The 15,486-nt window shown below is 64.4% G+C and carries 13 protein-coding genes and 1 pseudogene; 12 read left to right on the plus strand and 2 right to left on the minus strand.

What is annotated here, in order from left to right; genetic code table 11:
* Positions 1 to 65: 65 nt before the first annotated feature.
* Positions 66 to 725 carry a hypothetical protein gene (locus tag AiwAL_RS14180; protein ID WP_262312896.1) on the minus strand — a complete coding sequence of 220 codons (660 nt, stop codon included), beginning with the start codon at positions 723 to 725 and terminating at the stop codon, positions 66 to 68.
* A gap of 211 nt (positions 726 to 936) precedes the next feature.
* Here AiwAL_RS14180 and AiwAL_RS14185 point away from each other — a divergent pair, with 211 nt between their 5' ends.
* Genes AiwAL_RS14185 through AiwAL_RS14240 form a run of 12 tightly spaced genes read left to right on the plus strand, consistent with a single transcriptional unit; the run spans position 937 to position 14,675 of the window.
* On the plus strand, positions 937 to 1,227 hold the full coding sequence (locus tag AiwAL_RS14185; RefSeq protein ID WP_235705785.1) for a phage late control D family protein: 291 nt from the start codon (positions 937 to 939) through the stop codon (positions 1,225 to 1,227).
* A gap of 33 nt (positions 1,228 to 1,260) precedes the next feature.
* Positions 1,261 to 2,370, plus strand: a complete 1,110-nt coding sequence (locus AiwAL_RS14190) for a hypothetical protein (protein ID WP_235705784.1) — start codon at positions 1,261 to 1,263, stop codon at positions 2,368 to 2,370.
* A 13-nt stretch (positions 2,371 to 2,383) separates the two neighbouring features.
* Entirely contained in the window at positions 2,384 to 2,842 is a 459-nt protein-coding gene (locus AiwAL_RS14195; protein WP_235705783.1) for a hypothetical protein, read from the plus strand.
* 59 nt (positions 2,843 to 2,901) lie between these two features.
* Entirely contained in the window at positions 2,902 to 4,743 is a 1,842-nt protein-coding gene (locus AiwAL_RS14200) for a type VI secretion system Vgr family protein (protein WP_235705782.1), read from the plus strand.
* A 3-nt stretch (positions 4,744 to 4,746) separates the two neighbouring features.
* The gene (locus AiwAL_RS14205; RefSeq protein ID WP_235705781.1) at positions 4,747 to 5,343 is read left to right on the plus strand and encodes a DUF6931 family protein; all 597 of its coding nucleotides are present in this window, start codon (positions 4,747 to 4,749) and stop codon (positions 5,341 to 5,343) included.
* The gene (gene tagH, locus AiwAL_RS14210; protein WP_235705780.1) at positions 5,340 to 6,704 is read left to right on the plus strand and encodes a type VI secretion system-associated FHA domain protein TagH; all 1,365 of its coding nucleotides are present in this window, start codon (positions 5,340 to 5,342) and stop codon (positions 6,702 to 6,704) included. The genes AiwAL_RS14205 and tagH overlap by 4 nt, the downstream gene beginning before the upstream one ends.
* On the plus strand, positions 6,701 to 7,174 hold the full coding sequence (gene tssJ, locus AiwAL_RS14215; protein WP_235705779.1) for a type VI secretion system lipoprotein TssJ: 474 nt from the start codon (positions 6,701 to 6,703) through the stop codon (positions 7,172 to 7,174). Before tagH ends, tssJ begins: the two co-directional genes overlap by 4 nt.
* Positions 7,175 to 7,180: 6 nt before the next feature.
* Positions 7,181 to 8,512: a type VI secretion system baseplate subunit TssK gene (tssK, locus tag AiwAL_RS14220; protein ID WP_235705778.1), complete on the plus strand. Its 1,332-nt coding sequence runs from the start codon at positions 7,181 to 7,183 to the stop codon at positions 8,510 to 8,512.
* Positions 8,513 to 8,522: 10 nt separating this feature from the next.
* Complete coding sequence (gene icmH / locus AiwAL_RS14225) at positions 8,523 to 9,884, plus strand: type IVB secretion system protein IcmH/DotU (RefSeq protein ID WP_235705777.1); 1,362 nt, start codon at positions 8,523 to 8,525, stop codon at positions 9,882 to 9,884.
* Positions 9,881 to 13,399: a type VI secretion system membrane subunit TssM gene (gene tssM / locus AiwAL_RS14230; RefSeq protein ID WP_235705776.1), complete on the plus strand. Its 3,519-nt coding sequence runs from the start codon at positions 9,881 to 9,883 to the stop codon at positions 13,397 to 13,399. The genes icmH and tssM overlap by 4 nt, the downstream gene beginning before the upstream one ends.
* Positions 13,396 to 13,956 carry a type VI secretion system-associated protein TagF gene (gene tagF / locus AiwAL_RS14235; protein WP_235705775.1) on the plus strand — a complete coding sequence of 187 codons (561 nt, stop codon included), beginning with the start codon at positions 13,396 to 13,398 and terminating at the stop codon, positions 13,954 to 13,956. Before tssM ends, tagF begins: the two co-directional genes overlap by 4 nt.
* On the plus strand, positions 13,953 to 14,675 hold the full coding sequence (locus AiwAL_RS14240; protein ID WP_235705774.1) for a PP2C family serine/threonine-protein phosphatase: 723 nt from the start codon (positions 13,953 to 13,955) through the stop codon (positions 14,673 to 14,675). The genes tagF and AiwAL_RS14240 overlap by 4 nt, the downstream gene beginning before the upstream one ends.
* A gap of 456 nt (positions 14,676 to 15,131) precedes the next feature.
* Here AiwAL_RS14240 and AiwAL_RS14245 read toward each other — a convergent pair.
* Positions 15,132 to 15,476, minus strand: a pseudogene (locus AiwAL_RS14245) (transposase); the annotation flags it as partial.
* Between the last annotated feature and the right edge of the window lie 10 nt (positions 15,477 to 15,486).

Below are 15,486 nucleotides of genomic sequence, written 5' to 3' on the forward strand. Positions count from 1 at the left end.
CACGGACAGAAGCATGATCCCGGCGACGAGATGATCACTCGGTGGACTTGACACCAAAAGGCCCATTACAGAAGAAGCATGATCCCGGCGACGAGATGATCACTCGGTGGACTTGACACCAAAAGGCCCATTACAGAAGCATTACAGTCGTGATTTTTATCTTGCGAAACGGCGGGATGTCTGAATCTATGGGCACCGTAGGTATAGACGGGATAGGTTGGTCCGGTTTTCGGATTATAGTTGCGCCCCTGAAAGACGCGCCAGAACGGACCGCCGACCCGCTTGCCGGGGACCATGCGCATCGCGGCATGGCGGTGAAGAGTGTAATCGACCGTAGACGTAGTCTCCGCACGCCCCGCGTTCCTGGCTTGAACCGCGACGATCCGGCTCTCGTGGTTCCTATACAGCGTCACCCGATAGAGATCGCCTAGATTGGAGGTGCCGATGAAGGGTGGTTGCGTGAGGCCAGCGACCTTGAACGCGTCTGGATGGGTAACCTCGAAGGTCGTCAGCCGGCTCCAATCGGCGAACCGGTTGACTGGCAGCCTACCCTCCTGGACCTTGACCAAAAGGCGATCATAAACCGCGGCGACTTTCGGGCAGAGCCGGGGGGCGTTATCCATGATCAGCTTGTAGTGATATTTGACCGGCGCGGTTTTCTGCGCCGCGGCATATCCGATGCCGGAACCCAATCCGCCCGCAAGGAATATGCCGATCAGCATCATTGCGCCGCCGCGCCTCCGGGAGCGCTCGGCCGATTTCCGAGGGCGAGACGCTAAACGCCGATCGGAACCGGTCATCGGCGTACCAGGGAAACGGCTGGCTAAATTAATGTTCATGCCAACTCCTGCGCCAACTCTTCTCGGATACGAAACCTAGGCGGTTACGGCTTGTTGCGATATTAGACGATCCCCTATCCTGGGAGCCAGGGAGCTAATGGACGTAATCGTCGATCTTTTGGACATCTCGACGCCGTTGCCACCAACAGCGTTTAAGATTGTGGGGATTGGCGGCACGGCGACGATCAGTGTGCCGTTTACCTACGTCGCTACCCTACGCTCCGGCCTCTCCACGCTCGACGTCGACAAGCTGCTGCATCAGCCGGTGACGATGACGATCGCGCAAGGCGGGCCGCATCAGTGCTATCTGAACGGACTCGTCATCGGCATCACCCAAACGCAGGTCGATACGGTTGGATCGGGGCTGCTAATGTACCATTTGGGTTGATGGGACCATGACGCTCGCTAGGAGGAATTGCTGATGGCCCAGATGCACGAGCGGGTTGTGGTGGGGCTGACTCTTTGCAGCGTAATCGATCGCGACCGAGCAATGCGTAACCTAGGCGTAATCATGACGAGCCATGGCGTCGGAGAGGTCATTCGCAAACCGATGACGCCAGATGAACCCTATCTGATTTGCAGCGCAGGACCGGATATCCACACGGCTGCTCCGGGCAATCCGGGATTGATCCACTGGCGTGTGCCGCCCTCCGGGTCGGGGAGCGGCGATCTGGCAAAAACGATGCAATGGCAAGCCACGAGCAGGCCTGCGCCCGATCTGGCAACGACTATGAACTGGAAGAAAACAGGCACATCTTTAAGTCCCGAAACCCGGGATGATCTTATCTCCTTTGGGCTGGATGTGGTGGTTCTTGGGATCGGAGTTGCCTTGGTTATCGCGACCGGTGGCGTTGGCGCGCTTGGCGCATGGGGGCTTGTCCAGCTTGCGACCGGTGCCGCTGTGGTGACGAACGATGCGCTGCGGGTGAACAGTGATATAAATGATCACGGTTTGCTGGATTATCAGGAAGATAATCCAAAGGCTAAATATAGTTCGCTTTACAAAGATGTTGCAGCTGGAGCATTTGCGGTGCAATTTGTCGACGGGAAGTGGGCAGCTAATTTAATGAAGATGAGCATCAAATCGCTTAAGGAAACAGGAAAATTGTCATTAAATATACCGGAAATATTTAAAATTATTGCTCCGTGGAGGGATTTTAACGAAACATCAGGGACACTTTCTGAAGCAAATATTAGCATAATGGATTCTCTGAGTGGTAAAATTGGACCAGGTCAACGAGTCAAGCTAGGCAAATTGCTAGACGTTGGCGGTCGCAAGGCAAAAATCAGCGCCATCCGAGCCGCACTTGCACTAAAAATCGCCAATGATTTCGGAGCGAGTGCGCTTTCACTCGGCTTGTCGTCCTACAATGGACCATTAAATGGCTTGTATACAGATGTTCCCGCGTTTCAATTCTCCCTGATGTTTCCAAACGATGTCGGCGAGTGCCGGATTGGCGACGAGCGCGCGTATGATAAAATTCCAGCGCTCAAATCTGTTCTAAATAATTCGTTTAATTCTTCCGGTTGACAGAGATAAAGCCATGAAAAATATCGACAACGATAAAGAAAAAAAAATAAAATCAAATGAAAAATTTGGGGTTAAACGCACATACTCCAGCGGATTGTTTCTGGCATTTTCATTTGTTTTTTTGCTGCTTGGGTTCTGGTTGCTTTTGTTTAATTTTGGATTGACGTTTCACAGGCCGGCTGGATTTCGAGTTTCTTTGGAATTTGCTTTTCTGGTAATTTTGTTTCCTGTTGCCACGGTAGTTTTTTTGGTTCCGCTAAAATATGGAAATTTACATTTCTTTACACTTCAAATTTTTGTCGTTTTCGTTAATGTTTTTTCAGAAAAATATTTTGTGAATTTTGGTGAAAACAGAAATACTGTCAATAGAATTTTATTTGATGTCATAAATATATTTGTTTGCATAAGTTTTGTAATTTTTTGTTTATATTTATTCTGGTGTTTGCATCACAAAAAACCATTTACGCCATAATGCAAGATTTCTGCATATATTCTGGCTGCAACTGATGCTGTATAAGGTCAAGAATCGTGATGACTGTTCTGGTTGATACGCTTGATATCGTGACGCCGCTGGGGCCAAATGTCTTCAAACCGGTTCTCGTGCAGGGAAACGGCGAGATCAGCGCCTGTTTCCGGTATTTCGTCCGTCTACGCTCCGGAGCCTCGATCATCGATCAAGATAAGTTGCTGTATCATCCGGTTACACTCACTATTGCCGACGAAAGCGCAAACAAATGTTATATTAACGGATTGGTCCTCAGTGTCGTGCAATTTCCGGCAAGAGGGGCCGAGTCTGACCTGTCTGGACTTGGCGGTTACTGGGACTACGAGATCGCCATTGTTCCTAAACTGCAATTCCTGGCGCAGACCAGCGATTGCCGATTTTTCGAGAACAAGAGCTCGGTCGATATCGCCAAACTGATCCTGAGCGAGTTCGGCGTGATTGACAGCGATTTCAGGATCAGTGGCGCGCCTCCGACGCGGCCCTATACGGTGTTGTTCAACGAGACCTATTTGGGGTTTTTCAATCGGATCCTTGCCGCTGACGGGCTGTTCTATTTCTTCGAGCATAGCGACGGCAAGCACACGCTGGTGGTGGGCAACTCGAACGCCGCTTTCAAGACATTGCCGGCTTCACCTTTGGTTTTTGCCTCGAAAACCACAATCGATGCCGATGTTTACGAATGGCATCAAAGCGATGCCACGACGACGGGCAAATCCGATACCGGCGATTACAACCCTACCGCCGCCGCGACCCGGATCAAGGGCGAGGAGCCGACTATCCTGAAGACGTCGGGGGCATCAGACCGCTCGCATTACCGCTGGCCGAGTTTTGCACCAGACCCCGGCACGGCGCAGAGCATCGCCAAGCGGCATATGCAGGCAAGAGAAGTGCGTTCGCGGGAATATGACGGCAAAGCGACGATTCCGAGCCTTTATCCTGGGGGTAAATTCACTCTTATTGGCGACCCTACCAATGATGGCGGAACCGCGGACTATGTGCTCCAAGCGGTAGCAATCATGGTGACGGACGCCGGAACTAGTGCCAGTGAGGCGGGCCAGTCAACGATATTCGCATCATTCTCGGCCTTCCCCGCCGCGACGCCGTGGCAGCCGGTGCCGTTGCCCAAGCCGGCGATGACCGGCTTCTATTCCGCCACGGTGATCGGCGCCGAAGGCGAAGAAATCTACACCGACGATCTCGGCCGGATCAAAGTTCAATTTCCGTGGGACCACCGCAACGAGACCACGCCCTCGGGCAGTTTCTGGCTCAGGGTGGTGCAGCCCTGGTCAGGGCCGGGGTGGGGGGCGCAGTTCATTCCGCGCGTCGGCCAGGAGGTGGCGGTGACGTTTCTTGAAGGCGATATCGACCGGCCAGTCGCGGTCGGCGCACTGTACAATTCCACCAACACGCCGATCTTTCCGGCGTCGCAGAAGAACAAGAGCGGTTTCCGATCGCGCTCGACCAAATGCGGCGGGGTGGCGGACTATAACGAATTCTCGTTCGACGATACCAAGGGATCGGAGGTGGTTCTGCTGCATGCGCAAAAGGACCACGTGATCGAGGTCGAACACGACCAGACCATGACGATCGGCGATTGCCGCACCGTGACGGTGAAGAAGAACGAAGCGATCACCATCCAGGGCACCCAGACGGTGAAGGTGACGCAGAGCGTGCTGTATCAGTCCGACCAGTCGATCACCTTGAAAGTGGGCGAGAATACGATCAAGATCGACCAGTCCGGCATCACCCTCACCGCCCTGAAGATCAAATTCGACGGCCAGACGATGCTGGAGTCCAGCGCGCCGATGACCAAGCTCAATGCCGCTGGCATCATGACGATCCAGGGTGGCCTGGTGAAGGTGAACTGAGCCATGGACGCTGCGGCGATGGACAAACTGGGCGGCGCCGATCGCGACGAGGTCGTCGCCCGCGCGACACTGGGGCCCGAGGCCCGCGCGGCGGGCGCGGATGCCGCCACCGTGCCGGGCTTGATCGCCGCTCTGGCGGGCGGCGGATTCCTGGTCGAAGCGGCGCGCTGCTTCGCCCATGCGCTGCCGAAGCGCGAGGCGGTGTGGTGGGCTGCGATGTGCGCGCTGAACACCGCGCCCGCCAATCTGCCCGAACTGGACCGGGCCGCGCGCGAGGCGGCGGAGACCTGGGTGCGCACGCAGACCGAGGAGGCGCGGCGCCAGGCCATGGCACTCGCCGAGCAGGTGGGGTTCCAGAGCCCGGAAGCCTGGACGGCGGTGGGTGCGTTCTGGTCCGGCCCGAGCATCGCCCCTGAGAGCATGCCGGCCAACCCACCGGCGCCGCATCTCACCGGGGTCGCGGTGGCGGGCGCGGTCATTCTCGCCTCGGTGCGCGGCGATCCGTCGCGCCGGCTGGTTCGGCTGGAACGCTTCCTCAACTCGGCGCGCGAGATCGCCCAGGGCGGCGGCGGCAGGCTGGCGCAAGAGGCGGCCTCATGACGCTGGTGCTGAGCGTGCTGCGCTGCCCGGATGCCGCGCCGCCGGAGACGCGCCGGCTGGAGGGCGGCGAATTTCGCATCGGGCGCGGGCCGGACAATGACTGGGTGCTGACCGACCCCGAACGCGTGCTGTCCAAGCGCCATTGCGTGATCGCTTGGCGCGGCGGCGCCTGGCAACTCGCCGATACCAGCACGAACGGCACCTTTGTCAATCGCGACGCCGCGCCGCTCGGCGCCGGTGCCGTGCATACGCTCGCCGATGGCGACCGCATCCGCCTCGGCACCTATGAGATCGAGGTGCGACTGGACGTGCGGCAAAGCCATGCCGCGCCGTCGCCGGGGTTGGGGCCGCAGCGCAGCGTGTTCGACGATCCGTTCGGCGACGATCCTTTCGCCGCGCCGGAGGCACCGGCCGCACCGACGCAGCCGGACTCCTGGTTCGGCGGCGCCGGCAGCGTCGCGTTGCCCCATGATTTCGATCCCCTGGCACCGGGTGATTCGCTGTTCGGTGCCAAGCCGGTCGCCGATCATTCGCCCGCCCATTCCGACGCGTTCCGGCCGCCGCCGATGGCGCCGAAGCTCCTGCCCGATGACTGGGATCTCGACGTGAGGCCCGCGGCGGAGCCGCAAGGCGTTAGACCGGCGGAGCCGCAAGGCGTTAGACCGGCGGAGCCGCAAAACGTCAGGTCGGCGGAGCCTTTGCCCGTGCCGCCGGCACAGCCGATTCCACCGCCGGTGCGGCCCGTCCCGGAAGCACCGCCGACTCCTTCCGTCAGCCGGGATGCCGATCTGCTCGCGGTGTTTCTCGATGCCGCCGGCATGGGCAATGCGCGGACCGGCGATTCCGCCGAGGTGATGCGCCGCCTCGGCGCGGCGTTCCGCGCTACCGTCGCCGGGCTGCGCCAGGCGATGATCGCGCGGGCGGCGGTGAAGGGCGAATTCCGCATCGAGCAGACCATGATCCGCGCGCGCGGTAACAATCCGTTGAAATTTTCGGCGGATGATGACGATGCGATGGCAGCCTTGCTCGGTCTTGGCCGGCGCACCGACATCGCCGCCGATGCGGCGATCGCCGATGCGCTGCGCGATATCCGCTTGCACGAAATCGCCACCATGGGGGCGATGCAGGCGGCGGTGCGCGCCTTGCTCGACCGGCTCGATCCGGCGTCGCTGCGCGCCGAGGCCGAACAGGGGCGCGCCATGCTGCCGGCGCAGCGCCGGGCGCGTGCCTTCGACGCGTTCGAAGCGCTACACGGCGAGATCAGCCGCGCGCTGGCCGACGATTTCGACAGCGTGTTCGGCAAGGCTTTCGCTCGCGCCTATGAACGCGCGCTTGCCGAAGCAGAGGCGCGCGAGCCATGAAACGCCGGTGGATCATTCTCGCCGCACCGCTCCTGCTCGCCGGCTGCGGCGGAGCGCCACCGCCCAAGCCGGCAGCCACGCTCGATCTGACCGTGATCGGCAGTGCCACGCAGAACCCGGACGCTTCGGGAACCGCCGAGCCGGTCGCCGTGCGGATCTATCCCCTCACCGCGACGGGCAAGTTCATGACCGCCGACCCGTACTCGCTGATGGACAATGCGGCATCGCTGCTCGGCGCCGACCTCGCCGGACCATCCGATCAGGTGATCGTGGCACCCGGCGCCACGGTCGGCGTCAAGCGGCGTCTGCCGCCGGGGGCGCAATCGCTCGGCATCGTCGTGCTGTTCCGCGCGATCGACCGGGCGCAATGGCGCCTGGTCGCCAAGCTCGCGCCGCACGGACCCAACCCGTTGATCTTGCGTATCGACGGCATCGCGGCCAAGCTAACGCCCTCCGTCAAGAAGGGCTGAGCGTCGATGAGTTGGACCAACAAGGTCGTCTGGCAGGAGGGCATGTTTCTCCGCTCGCAGCATTTCCAGCAGCAGGATCGCTGGCTGGAGGCGCTGTTGCGCGGGCGGGTCGCAGCACTGCGTCCGCATCCCTGGGGCGTGACCCATGCGGTGATCAACCGCGACCTGCTGGGCACCGGCCGGTTCGCGCTGGCCGAGGCGGCCGGCGTGTTCGAGGATGGCACGCCCTTCGCCCTGCCGAGCGAGGCCGATCATCCGGCGCCGCTCGACGTGGCGGATGGCGTGCGCAATGTGCTGGTCCATCTGGCGTTGCCGGTCCGCCAGCCAGGAGCGCCGGAGATCGCCGCGGCCGACGGCAGCACCGAAGGACGCTACAACGCCGCGCGATTCGAGGCCTACGACACGCATTCCGCCGCGCCCGAACCGGCCGAGGTACTGATCGGCCGGCTGCGGCTGCGCTATCTGCTCGATACCGAGGATCGTGCGGGGTTTCTCTGCCTGCCAGTGGCGCGCATCGTCGAGGTGTCGGCGGATAAGCGGGTGACGCTGGACGATCGCTGGATTCCACCCACCCTGGTGTGCCACGCGGCGGCGGCGCTCGCCGGACTGATCGCCGAGTTTTCCGGCATGATCCATCAGCGCGGCGAGGCGCTGGCGGCACGGCTCAATGCGCCCGGTTCGCGCGGCGTGGCCGAGGTCGCGGATTTCATGCTGCTCCAGGCGATCAATCGCTGGCAGGCTTTGCTGCAGCACTGGGCCGACGCGGCGGTGATTCATCCCGAGACGCTCTATTCGGCGTTCGTCGAAATGGCCGCCGAGTTTGCCACGTTCATCGAGGGTTCGCGCCGGCCCAATGCGTATCCCGGCTATCGGCACGAGGATTTGCAGCGCAGTTTCGCGCCGGTTGTGGCCGATCTGCGCCGCGCGCTGTCGGCGGTGATCGAGCAGAACGCGGTCGCGATTCCGTTGCAGGAACGGCGGCACGGCGTGCATGTCGGCCCGATCAACGACCGTTCGATCCTGCGGGCGGCGAATTTCGTGCTGAGCGTGCAGGCGGATGTGCCGGGCGAGACGCTGCGCCGGCTGTTCCCCGCGCAGGTGAAGATCGGCGCGGTCGAGCATATCCGCGAGCTGGTGAACGTAGCGCTGCCGGGAATCGCGGTGCGGCCGCTGCCGGTGGCGCCACGGCAGATTCCGTTCTATGCTGGAGCAAGCTATTTCGAGCTGGATCGCGGCAGCCCGCACTGGCAGCAGATGCAGAATTCCGGTGCCTTCGCGCTCCATATCTCCGGCGAGTTTCCGGGGCTGAAGCTCGAACTCTGGGCGATCCGCGGCTGAAGGACTGGGCATGAGCGACAACCCGTTTTCCGAACCGGACGATTCCGATCGCACGGTGATCCGTCCGTCGCCGGGGGGGAAACGTCCGCCGCAACCGCCGTCACCGCAGCCGCCGGCCGGTGGAGGGTATGAGCCGCCGATGCCGCCGGCCGAGCCGGTCTCGGGCGGGGCGGAGACGCTGAATATCGGTTCGACGCCGCTGCTCGCCGCCGCCGCGCCGCTGCTGCAATTGCTCGCCCGGCTGCGCAACACGCTGCACCCGCCCGATTCCGGCGATCTGCGCGAACGCGCGGTGCGCGCGCTGCGTGACTTCGAGGCGACCTGCCGGCAAACCGGCATGCCGGTGGAGCAATTGCGCCCGTCCCATTACGCGCTCTGCGCGAGCCTGGACGATGTGGTTCTGGCAACGCCCTGGGGCAGCCAGGGTGGCTGGGCGGCGCGCTCGCTGGTGTCCACCTTCCACCAGGAGGTGCGTTCGGGCGAGCGGTTCTTCGACATATTGGGCCAGATTCGGCAGAATCCCGGAAATTTCCTGCAGGTTCTGGAACTGATGTATGTGTGTCTCTCGCTCGGCTATATGGGCCGCTACCGGCTGAGCCCGCGCGGCCCCGCCGAAATCGACCGGCTGCGCGAGGAGGTTTTTTCGACCATCCGCCGCGCCCGTCCACTGGGCGATGCCACGCTCGCGCCCCACTGGCAGGGCGTCAGCGCACCGTACCGGCCGCGCCGGGCCAGCCTGCCGCTCTGGGTGGCCGCCGCGGCCGCGCTCGGCGTGCTGGCATTGGTCTATGCCGGATTCGATTATGCGCTGGGCAGCCGGGCCAACGCGCTTTACGCAAGCGCGCTCGCGGCGAACCCCGCGCATATGCCCGCCTTGGTGCGCGCCGGGCCGGTCACGCCGCCGCCGCCGCCGGTCGCCCCCAAGCCCACCGTGCTCGACCGGCTGCGTGGCTTCCTTGCCCCCGAGATCGCCAAGGGCGAGGTGAGCGTGCTCGGCACCGTCAACGCGCCGATCGTGCGCATCAATAACACCGGCCTGTTCGCCTCCGGCAGTGCGACGGTGGAATCCACCGCGCTGAAGCTGCTCGGCAAGATCGGCGCGGCGCTGGCGCGCGAGCGCGGCCAGGTGCAGGTGATCGGCTATACCGACAGCCAGCCGATCCACACGCTGCAATTTCCGAACAATCTCGTGCTCTCGCAGGATCGCGCGAAGGCGGCGGCTTCGGTGCTCGACCGCTCGATCGGCGATCAGAGCCGGATCAATGCCGAAGGACGCGGCGCGGCGGACCCGATCGCGAGCAACGCGACAAAGCAGGGGCGCGCGCTGAACCGGCGCATCGAGATCGTGCTGATCCGGGGTGTGGCGCGATGAAGCCAGGCCTGATCCGCTGGGTGCTGAGCGGGATTGGCATCGCGATTCTCGCCGCACTGGTGTGGTTTTTCGCGCCGTTCTGGCATCCGCTCGCCGGGATTCTGGCCCGCGCGATCATCGTTCTGATCTTCATTGTCCTGTGGCTGGGCATCAATCTGTGGCTCGATCGCCGGCGCCGCAAACGGGCCAAGGCGGTGGAGGAGGCGATCACCGCCGCTCCGGCCGATCCCGAAGCGGGCGCCAAGCAGGAAGAACTCGCGGCGATTTCCGCCAAGCTGAAAAAGGCGCTCGGCCTCCTGGCCCGCGCGCGCGGCACACGCGGTTACCTGTACGAACAGCCGTGGTATGCGATCATCGGGCCGCCCGGCGCGGGCAAAACCACCGCTCTGCTGAATGCCGGGCTGAAATTCCCGCTCGCCGCCGAGCTTGGCCAAGGGGCGGTCGCCGGGATCGGCGGCACGCGCTATTGCGACTGGTGGTTCACCGACGAAGCGGTGCTGATCGACACCGCCGGGCGTTATACCACCCAGGATTCGGCCGCTTCGGTCGATCAGGCCGGCTGGCTCGACTTTCTCGATCTGCTCAAGCGCACCCGGCCACACCAGCCGCTGAACGGGGTGATCGTGGCGATCGCGCTCGCCGATATCGCCGGGGCCGACGCGCCGACCCGTCTGGCTCATGCCCGCGCGATCCGCGCGCGGATCAAGGAAATCACCACCCGGCTCGGCGTGACCGTGCCGGTCTATGCGATCTTTACCAAGGCCGATCTGATCGCCGGGTTCACCGAATTTTTCGACGATCTGGACACGGCGGGGCGCTCGCAGGTCTGGGGCGCGACCTTCCCGAACCAGGCGCGCTCGGCGCAGGGCGCGGCGGGCGGGTTCGGCGCCGAATTCAAGGCGCTGCTCGCCCGGCTGGAGGATCGGCTGCTCGACCGGCTGGCCGCAGAGCGCAGCCCGGACCGGCGCGCGCTGATCGCCGGGTTTCCGATCCAGGTGGCCAGCCTGGAAGCGCCGCTCGCCGAGTTTCTGACCGAGGCGTTCGCCGGCTCGGCGCTCGACCCCGCGCCGTGGCTGCGCGGCGTGTATTTCGCATCGGGCACCCAGGAGGGCACGCCGATCGACCGGCTGACCGGCGCATTGTCCCGCGCCTTCGGCATCGATCAGCGCCGCGCGCCCAGCCTGCGGCCGCAATCGGGCCGGTCCTATTTCCTGGGCCGGCTGCTCTCCGGGGTGATTTTCGGCGAGGCGATGCTCGGTTCGGCCGATCGCAGCCTCGCGCGGCGCCGGGCGCTGCTGCGCGGCGCGGGTTTCGGCGTGGTGGGACTCCTTTTCGCGCTTGCGCTGATCGCCTTGTTCGTCAGCCACGGCAACAATGCGGCCGCGATCGCGCGGGCCAGGCAGGGACTGGCGGCCGAGCAGAAAATCGCCGCGGCGCTGAAACTCGACCCGGTTTTGAGCGCCGATCTGCCCAGTATCCTGCCGCTGCTCGATCGGGCGAGGCAACTTGCCGAGGCGAAACCGACGCAAGGTTATGTCGGTTACGGGCTGGATCAGGGAGCGGACATCCGCGCGGCGACATCCGCCGTGTATCGCCATACGCTCGGTTTCGCGCTGCTGCCACGTCTCGTGCTGCAACTCGAGGCCGAGATGCGCGGCGGGCTCGACCGTCCGGATTATCTGTATCAGGCGACGCGGGTGTATCTGATGCTCGGCAATCAGGGACCGCTCGATGCGCCGCTGGTCGAGGCGTGGATGAAGCTCGACTGGCAACGGCTCTATCCGGGTCTGGCCCAGGCCGATACCCGCGCGGCGTTGATGGCGAATCTGCGGACGCTGCTCGCGCGCCCACTCCCCAATGTGCCGCTCGATGGCGGCCTGATCGCCACCGCGCGGGCGACTTTCTCGCGGGTGCCGATCGCCGAGCGGGTCTATTCGCGCATCCGCGATTCACAGGCGGCGGCGCGCGTGCCGGAGTGGACCCCGGCGGCGGCGCTGGGTGCCGCCGGCACGCCGCTGTTCGTCAACGCCACCGGCAAAAAGCTGACCGGCGGAATTCCCGGTTTTTACACGGTGCGCGGCTTCTATGGGGTGCTGCTGCCGGCTTTGTCCCACGCGTCGCAGGATGTGGCGCGGGAAAGCTGGGTGCTCGGGCGGAGCAACCAGATTGATCCGAATTCGCCGCAGATGCAGTCGCTCGAACACGATGTCATCAGCCTGTATGAGACCGATTACGCGGCGCATTGGCAGGCGATGATCGACGATCTCAACTTGGCACCGCTGGGCGGGGCGGGACAGTCGGTGCAGGCGCTCTATGTGCTGGGGTCGCCGCAATCGCCGATGAAGACGCTGCTTGCCTCGATGGCGCGGCAGCTCACCCTCACCAAGCCGCCGAAACCGCCGAAAGGGGCGGCCAAGCTCGCGGCGCGGGCGCCCCACGCGGCGGCGGTGAGCGCCGCGGCGCAGCGGCTGAAGGGCTTGCTCGGTCCAACCCCCGCCAGCGCCGCCGCACTGCCGCCGGGCAGTGCGATCGACGCACGGTTCGCGCCGCTGCGCATCTATGTCGGCAATGGCGCGGCGGGCGCGCCGATCAGCCTGACCTTGCATCTGATCGATCAGGTGCAGCAGCAACTGGCGACCCTCGCGGCCACCGCGCCGGGTGCGGCCGGGCCGGCGGCACCGGGTGCCGGTGGCGACCCCGCGGCCTTGCTCGCGGGTGAGGCGCAGCACGACCCCGAACCGGTGCGTCGCTGGCTTTCCGGCATTACCGCGACGGCGAACGCGCTGCGCGGCGGCAGCGCCGCGGCCTCGGCGTCAGCCGCGTTCAAGGCGCCGGGCGGCGCCGCGCAGCTTTGCGAAAAGGCGGTGGCCGGGCACTACCCCTTCGATCCGCAATCAAGTTCCGGCACGCCGCTGGCCGATTTCGCGCATCTGTTCGCACCCGGCGGCGCGCTCGACACGTTCTTCAACACCCAGGTCCGACCGTTCGTGAACATGACCGGCGGGGTCTGGCGGGTGCAGGCGGTGAACGGCGTGGCACCGCCGGTCAGCCAGGGTGCGGTGGCGGAATTCCAGCGCGCGCAGGAAATCCAGCAGATGTTCTTCGTCGGCAGTGCCACGCCGAGCGTCCAGTTCACCATCACACCGATTGCCCTGTCGTCTGGTGCCGCGCAGGTGACGCTACAGCTCGGCAGGGTGACCATCACCTACGCCCATGGCCCGACGGTGCCGACCTCGGTGACCTGGCCGGGCGCGGACGGGATGCAGACGGCGCGGCTGATCATCACCCCCGCCGCCGGCGGAACCCCGGTGACGCTGCAGGCGAGCGGGCCATGGGCGGTGTTTCGCCTGTTCAACCAGGGCAGCCTGACCGAAGGCGGCTCGTCGGCGCGCTATACGCTCACCTTCGACCAGGGCGGCCAGAGTGCCGCGTTCACCATCGAAGCGGGCTCGATCTTCAACCCGTTCGCGCCGGGCGCCCTGACCGGTTTCCGCTGCCCGAGCCTGGGCGGATGACGGGCGCAGCGCCGGGCTTCGCCGGGTTTTATGGCAAGCTTCCGGTGCGGGGCGATTTCGTGCGGTCCGGCCTGCCGGGCGATGCGGTCGATGCGCTCGATGGATGGGCGCGTGCGGCGCTGGCGGCGAGCCGTGCGGCGCTCGGCGAGGACTGGATGCCGTGCTGGATGGAGGCGCCGGTCTGGCGGTTCGCGCTCGCACCCGGCGTTGCCGGCGTCTCCGGGCTGGGCGGTGTGTGGTTGCCGAGCATGGATCAGGTGGGCCGTTGTTTCCCGCTGATCATCGCGGCTGAAATCTCGGGCGCGGGCGCTGCGTGGCTCGATGCGGCCGAGGCTTTGGGATTCGAAGCAGTCACCGCTGATCTCGCGCCGGAAGCCCTCGCCGCGCGGCTCGCCGCCGTCCCGCCGGCGCCGGGCGACATCCCGCGCGCGGGCGGGGTTTGGTGGACCGAGGGTGCACCGCGCAAGGACGCCGCACGAATCGAGACCGATGGGCTGCCCGACCCCGCGGATTTCTTAGGTCTTCTGGCAGATGCGGCGGCGATCCGCGTGCCATGATTCCAACGGTGAAAAGCTGGGCGCAGACCCATGTGGGCACGGTGCGCCGGCACAACGAGGATGCCTATCTCGCCCGGCCCGATCTCGGCCTTTGGGCGGTGGCCGATGGCGCGGGCGGGCATCAATCCGGCGATCTTGCCTCCGGCATGATCGTCGCCGCACTCGACCGGCTGGAGCCGGGCCTCACCGCCGCCGAACTTCTGGCCCGCGTGCGGATGGCGATCGCCGAGGTGCATGCGGTGCTGCAGGCGGAGGCGGCGACGCGCGGGCCGGGCGCGATGATCGCCTCGACCGTGGTGGTTCTGGTGCTGCGCGACACCCATTTCGCTTGTCTCTGGGCCGGCGATTCGCGCGCCTATCTGCTGCGCGACGGCGAATTGACGCAGATCAGCCGCGATCATTCGCTGGTGCAGGCGCTGGTCGATGACGGAGCGCTCAGCGCCGAGGCTGCCGAGCATCATCCGCAGGCGAACGTGATCACGCGGGCGGTGGGCGCGGATCATTCCGTGCTCGAACTCGACAAGGCGATCGGCGAGACCATGCCGGGGGATCGATTTTTGCTGTGTTCGGACGGGTTGAGCAAAACCCTGCCGGATGCCGAAATCGCCGCACTGCTCGGCTCGCCCGACGGAGTGCCGCCGACCGAACTGCTGATCGCCGCCGCCCTGGCCCGTCACGTCAACGACAATGTCACGGCGGTGACGGTGGGGGTTGTATAATCTTACTGTGTCATAAATATTGGTGCTCAAAAGTTCGTTGGCAGCGTGGGCAACGGGGCAGTGTGCGCGAGATCGCGCGGGCGATGGCGATACGCAGGGATGTGATTGAGTTTGGCACGTTTCGCTCAGGTCGGATCGGGGGATCCGCGGGGTCGATAACCTTCGGGAAGGGGATGTTCTTTGATAAGAGTCTTCTCTGATTGGGGTTGTTGGTGTCAAGCTGTTCCTCTTTTCGCAAGCCATTCCCGTAGGTCACTCGCTTCTCTCCGCGGTCGGCGCACGGCCGCCGCATGATGGGGTTAGGAGGATGAGGTGTCTCAATCTGTTTCGCGACCTCCGCGACATATCGCCAGTCGCGGGGTTTCGGACTCTCAACGAGATCACCCCGTCCATCGTCCCCACGGGAACGACGCTGGCTCCGCCCGCGTCAGGCGGAAGCTGCAACTCCTCTTGCTCTCATGCTCCGGCGACCTGTTTGCCCCAGCGGAACTCGCTGCCATCGGCCCACATGCGGTGCAGGATCACCGCCAGCTTGCGCGCCACCGCGACGCGGGCGCGCGCCATGCCGCGGCGCTTGGCTATGTTCATGCCCCAAGCCCGTAGCGCCGACCATTTGGTGCTGCGGATCAGCAGCGAATGGACTGCCTCGTACAGCGCCGTTCGGGCCAGCTCATCACCACATCGGCTGACGCGGCCCTGCAGGTCGGTTTCGCCGGACTGGTAGCGTCGCGGCGTCAGGCCAAGATGCGCGCCGACATCGCGCGACCTTCGGAAGCGGTCCGGCTGGTCGATCGTGCCACGGCGCCAACGG

It is taken from the genome of Acidiphilium sp. AL, assembly GCF_025499445.1.
Lineage (GTDB): Bacteria > Pseudomonadota > Alphaproteobacteria > Acetobacterales > Acetobacteraceae > Acidiphilium > Acidiphilium iwatense.

Coding starts and splice junctions, on each gene's coding strand:
- AiwAL_RS14180 (WP_262312896.1), bottom strand. CDS start 725: ATGATGCTGATCGGCATATTCCTTGCGGGCGGATTGGGTTCCGGCATC.
- AiwAL_RS14185 (WP_235705785.1), top strand. CDS start 937: ATGGACGTAATCGTCGATCTTTTGGACATCTCGACGCCGTTGCCACCA.
- AiwAL_RS14190 (WP_235705784.1), top strand. CDS start 1,261: ATGGCCCAGATGCACGAGCGGGTTGTGGTGGGGCTGACTCTTTGCAGC.
- AiwAL_RS14195 (WP_235705783.1), top strand. CDS start 2,384: ATGAAAAATATCGACAACGATAAAGAAAAAAAAATAAAATCAAATGAA.
- AiwAL_RS14200 (WP_235705782.1), top strand. CDS start 2,902: ATGACTGTTCTGGTTGATACGCTTGATATCGTGACGCCGCTGGGGCCA.
- AiwAL_RS14205 (WP_235705781.1), top strand. CDS start 4,747: ATGGACGCTGCGGCGATGGACAAACTGGGCGGCGCCGATCGCGACGAG.
- tagH (WP_235705780.1), top strand. CDS start 5,340: ATGACGCTGGTGCTGAGCGTGCTGCGCTGCCCGGATGCCGCGCCGCCG.
- tssJ (WP_235705779.1), top strand. CDS start 6,701: ATGAAACGCCGGTGGATCATTCTCGCCGCACCGCTCCTGCTCGCCGGC.
- tssK (WP_235705778.1), top strand. CDS start 7,181: ATGAGTTGGACCAACAAGGTCGTCTGGCAGGAGGGCATGTTTCTCCGC.
- icmH (WP_235705777.1), top strand. CDS start 8,523: ATGAGCGACAACCCGTTTTCCGAACCGGACGATTCCGATCGCACGGTG.
- tssM (WP_235705776.1), top strand. CDS start 9,881: ATGAAGCCAGGCCTGATCCGCTGGGTGCTGAGCGGGATTGGCATCGCG.
- tagF (WP_235705775.1), top strand. CDS start 13,396: ATGACGGGCGCAGCGCCGGGCTTCGCCGGGTTTTATGGCAAGCTTCCG.
- AiwAL_RS14240 (WP_235705774.1), top strand. CDS start 13,953: ATGATTCCAACGGTGAAAAGCTGGGCGCAGACCCATGTGGGCACGGTG.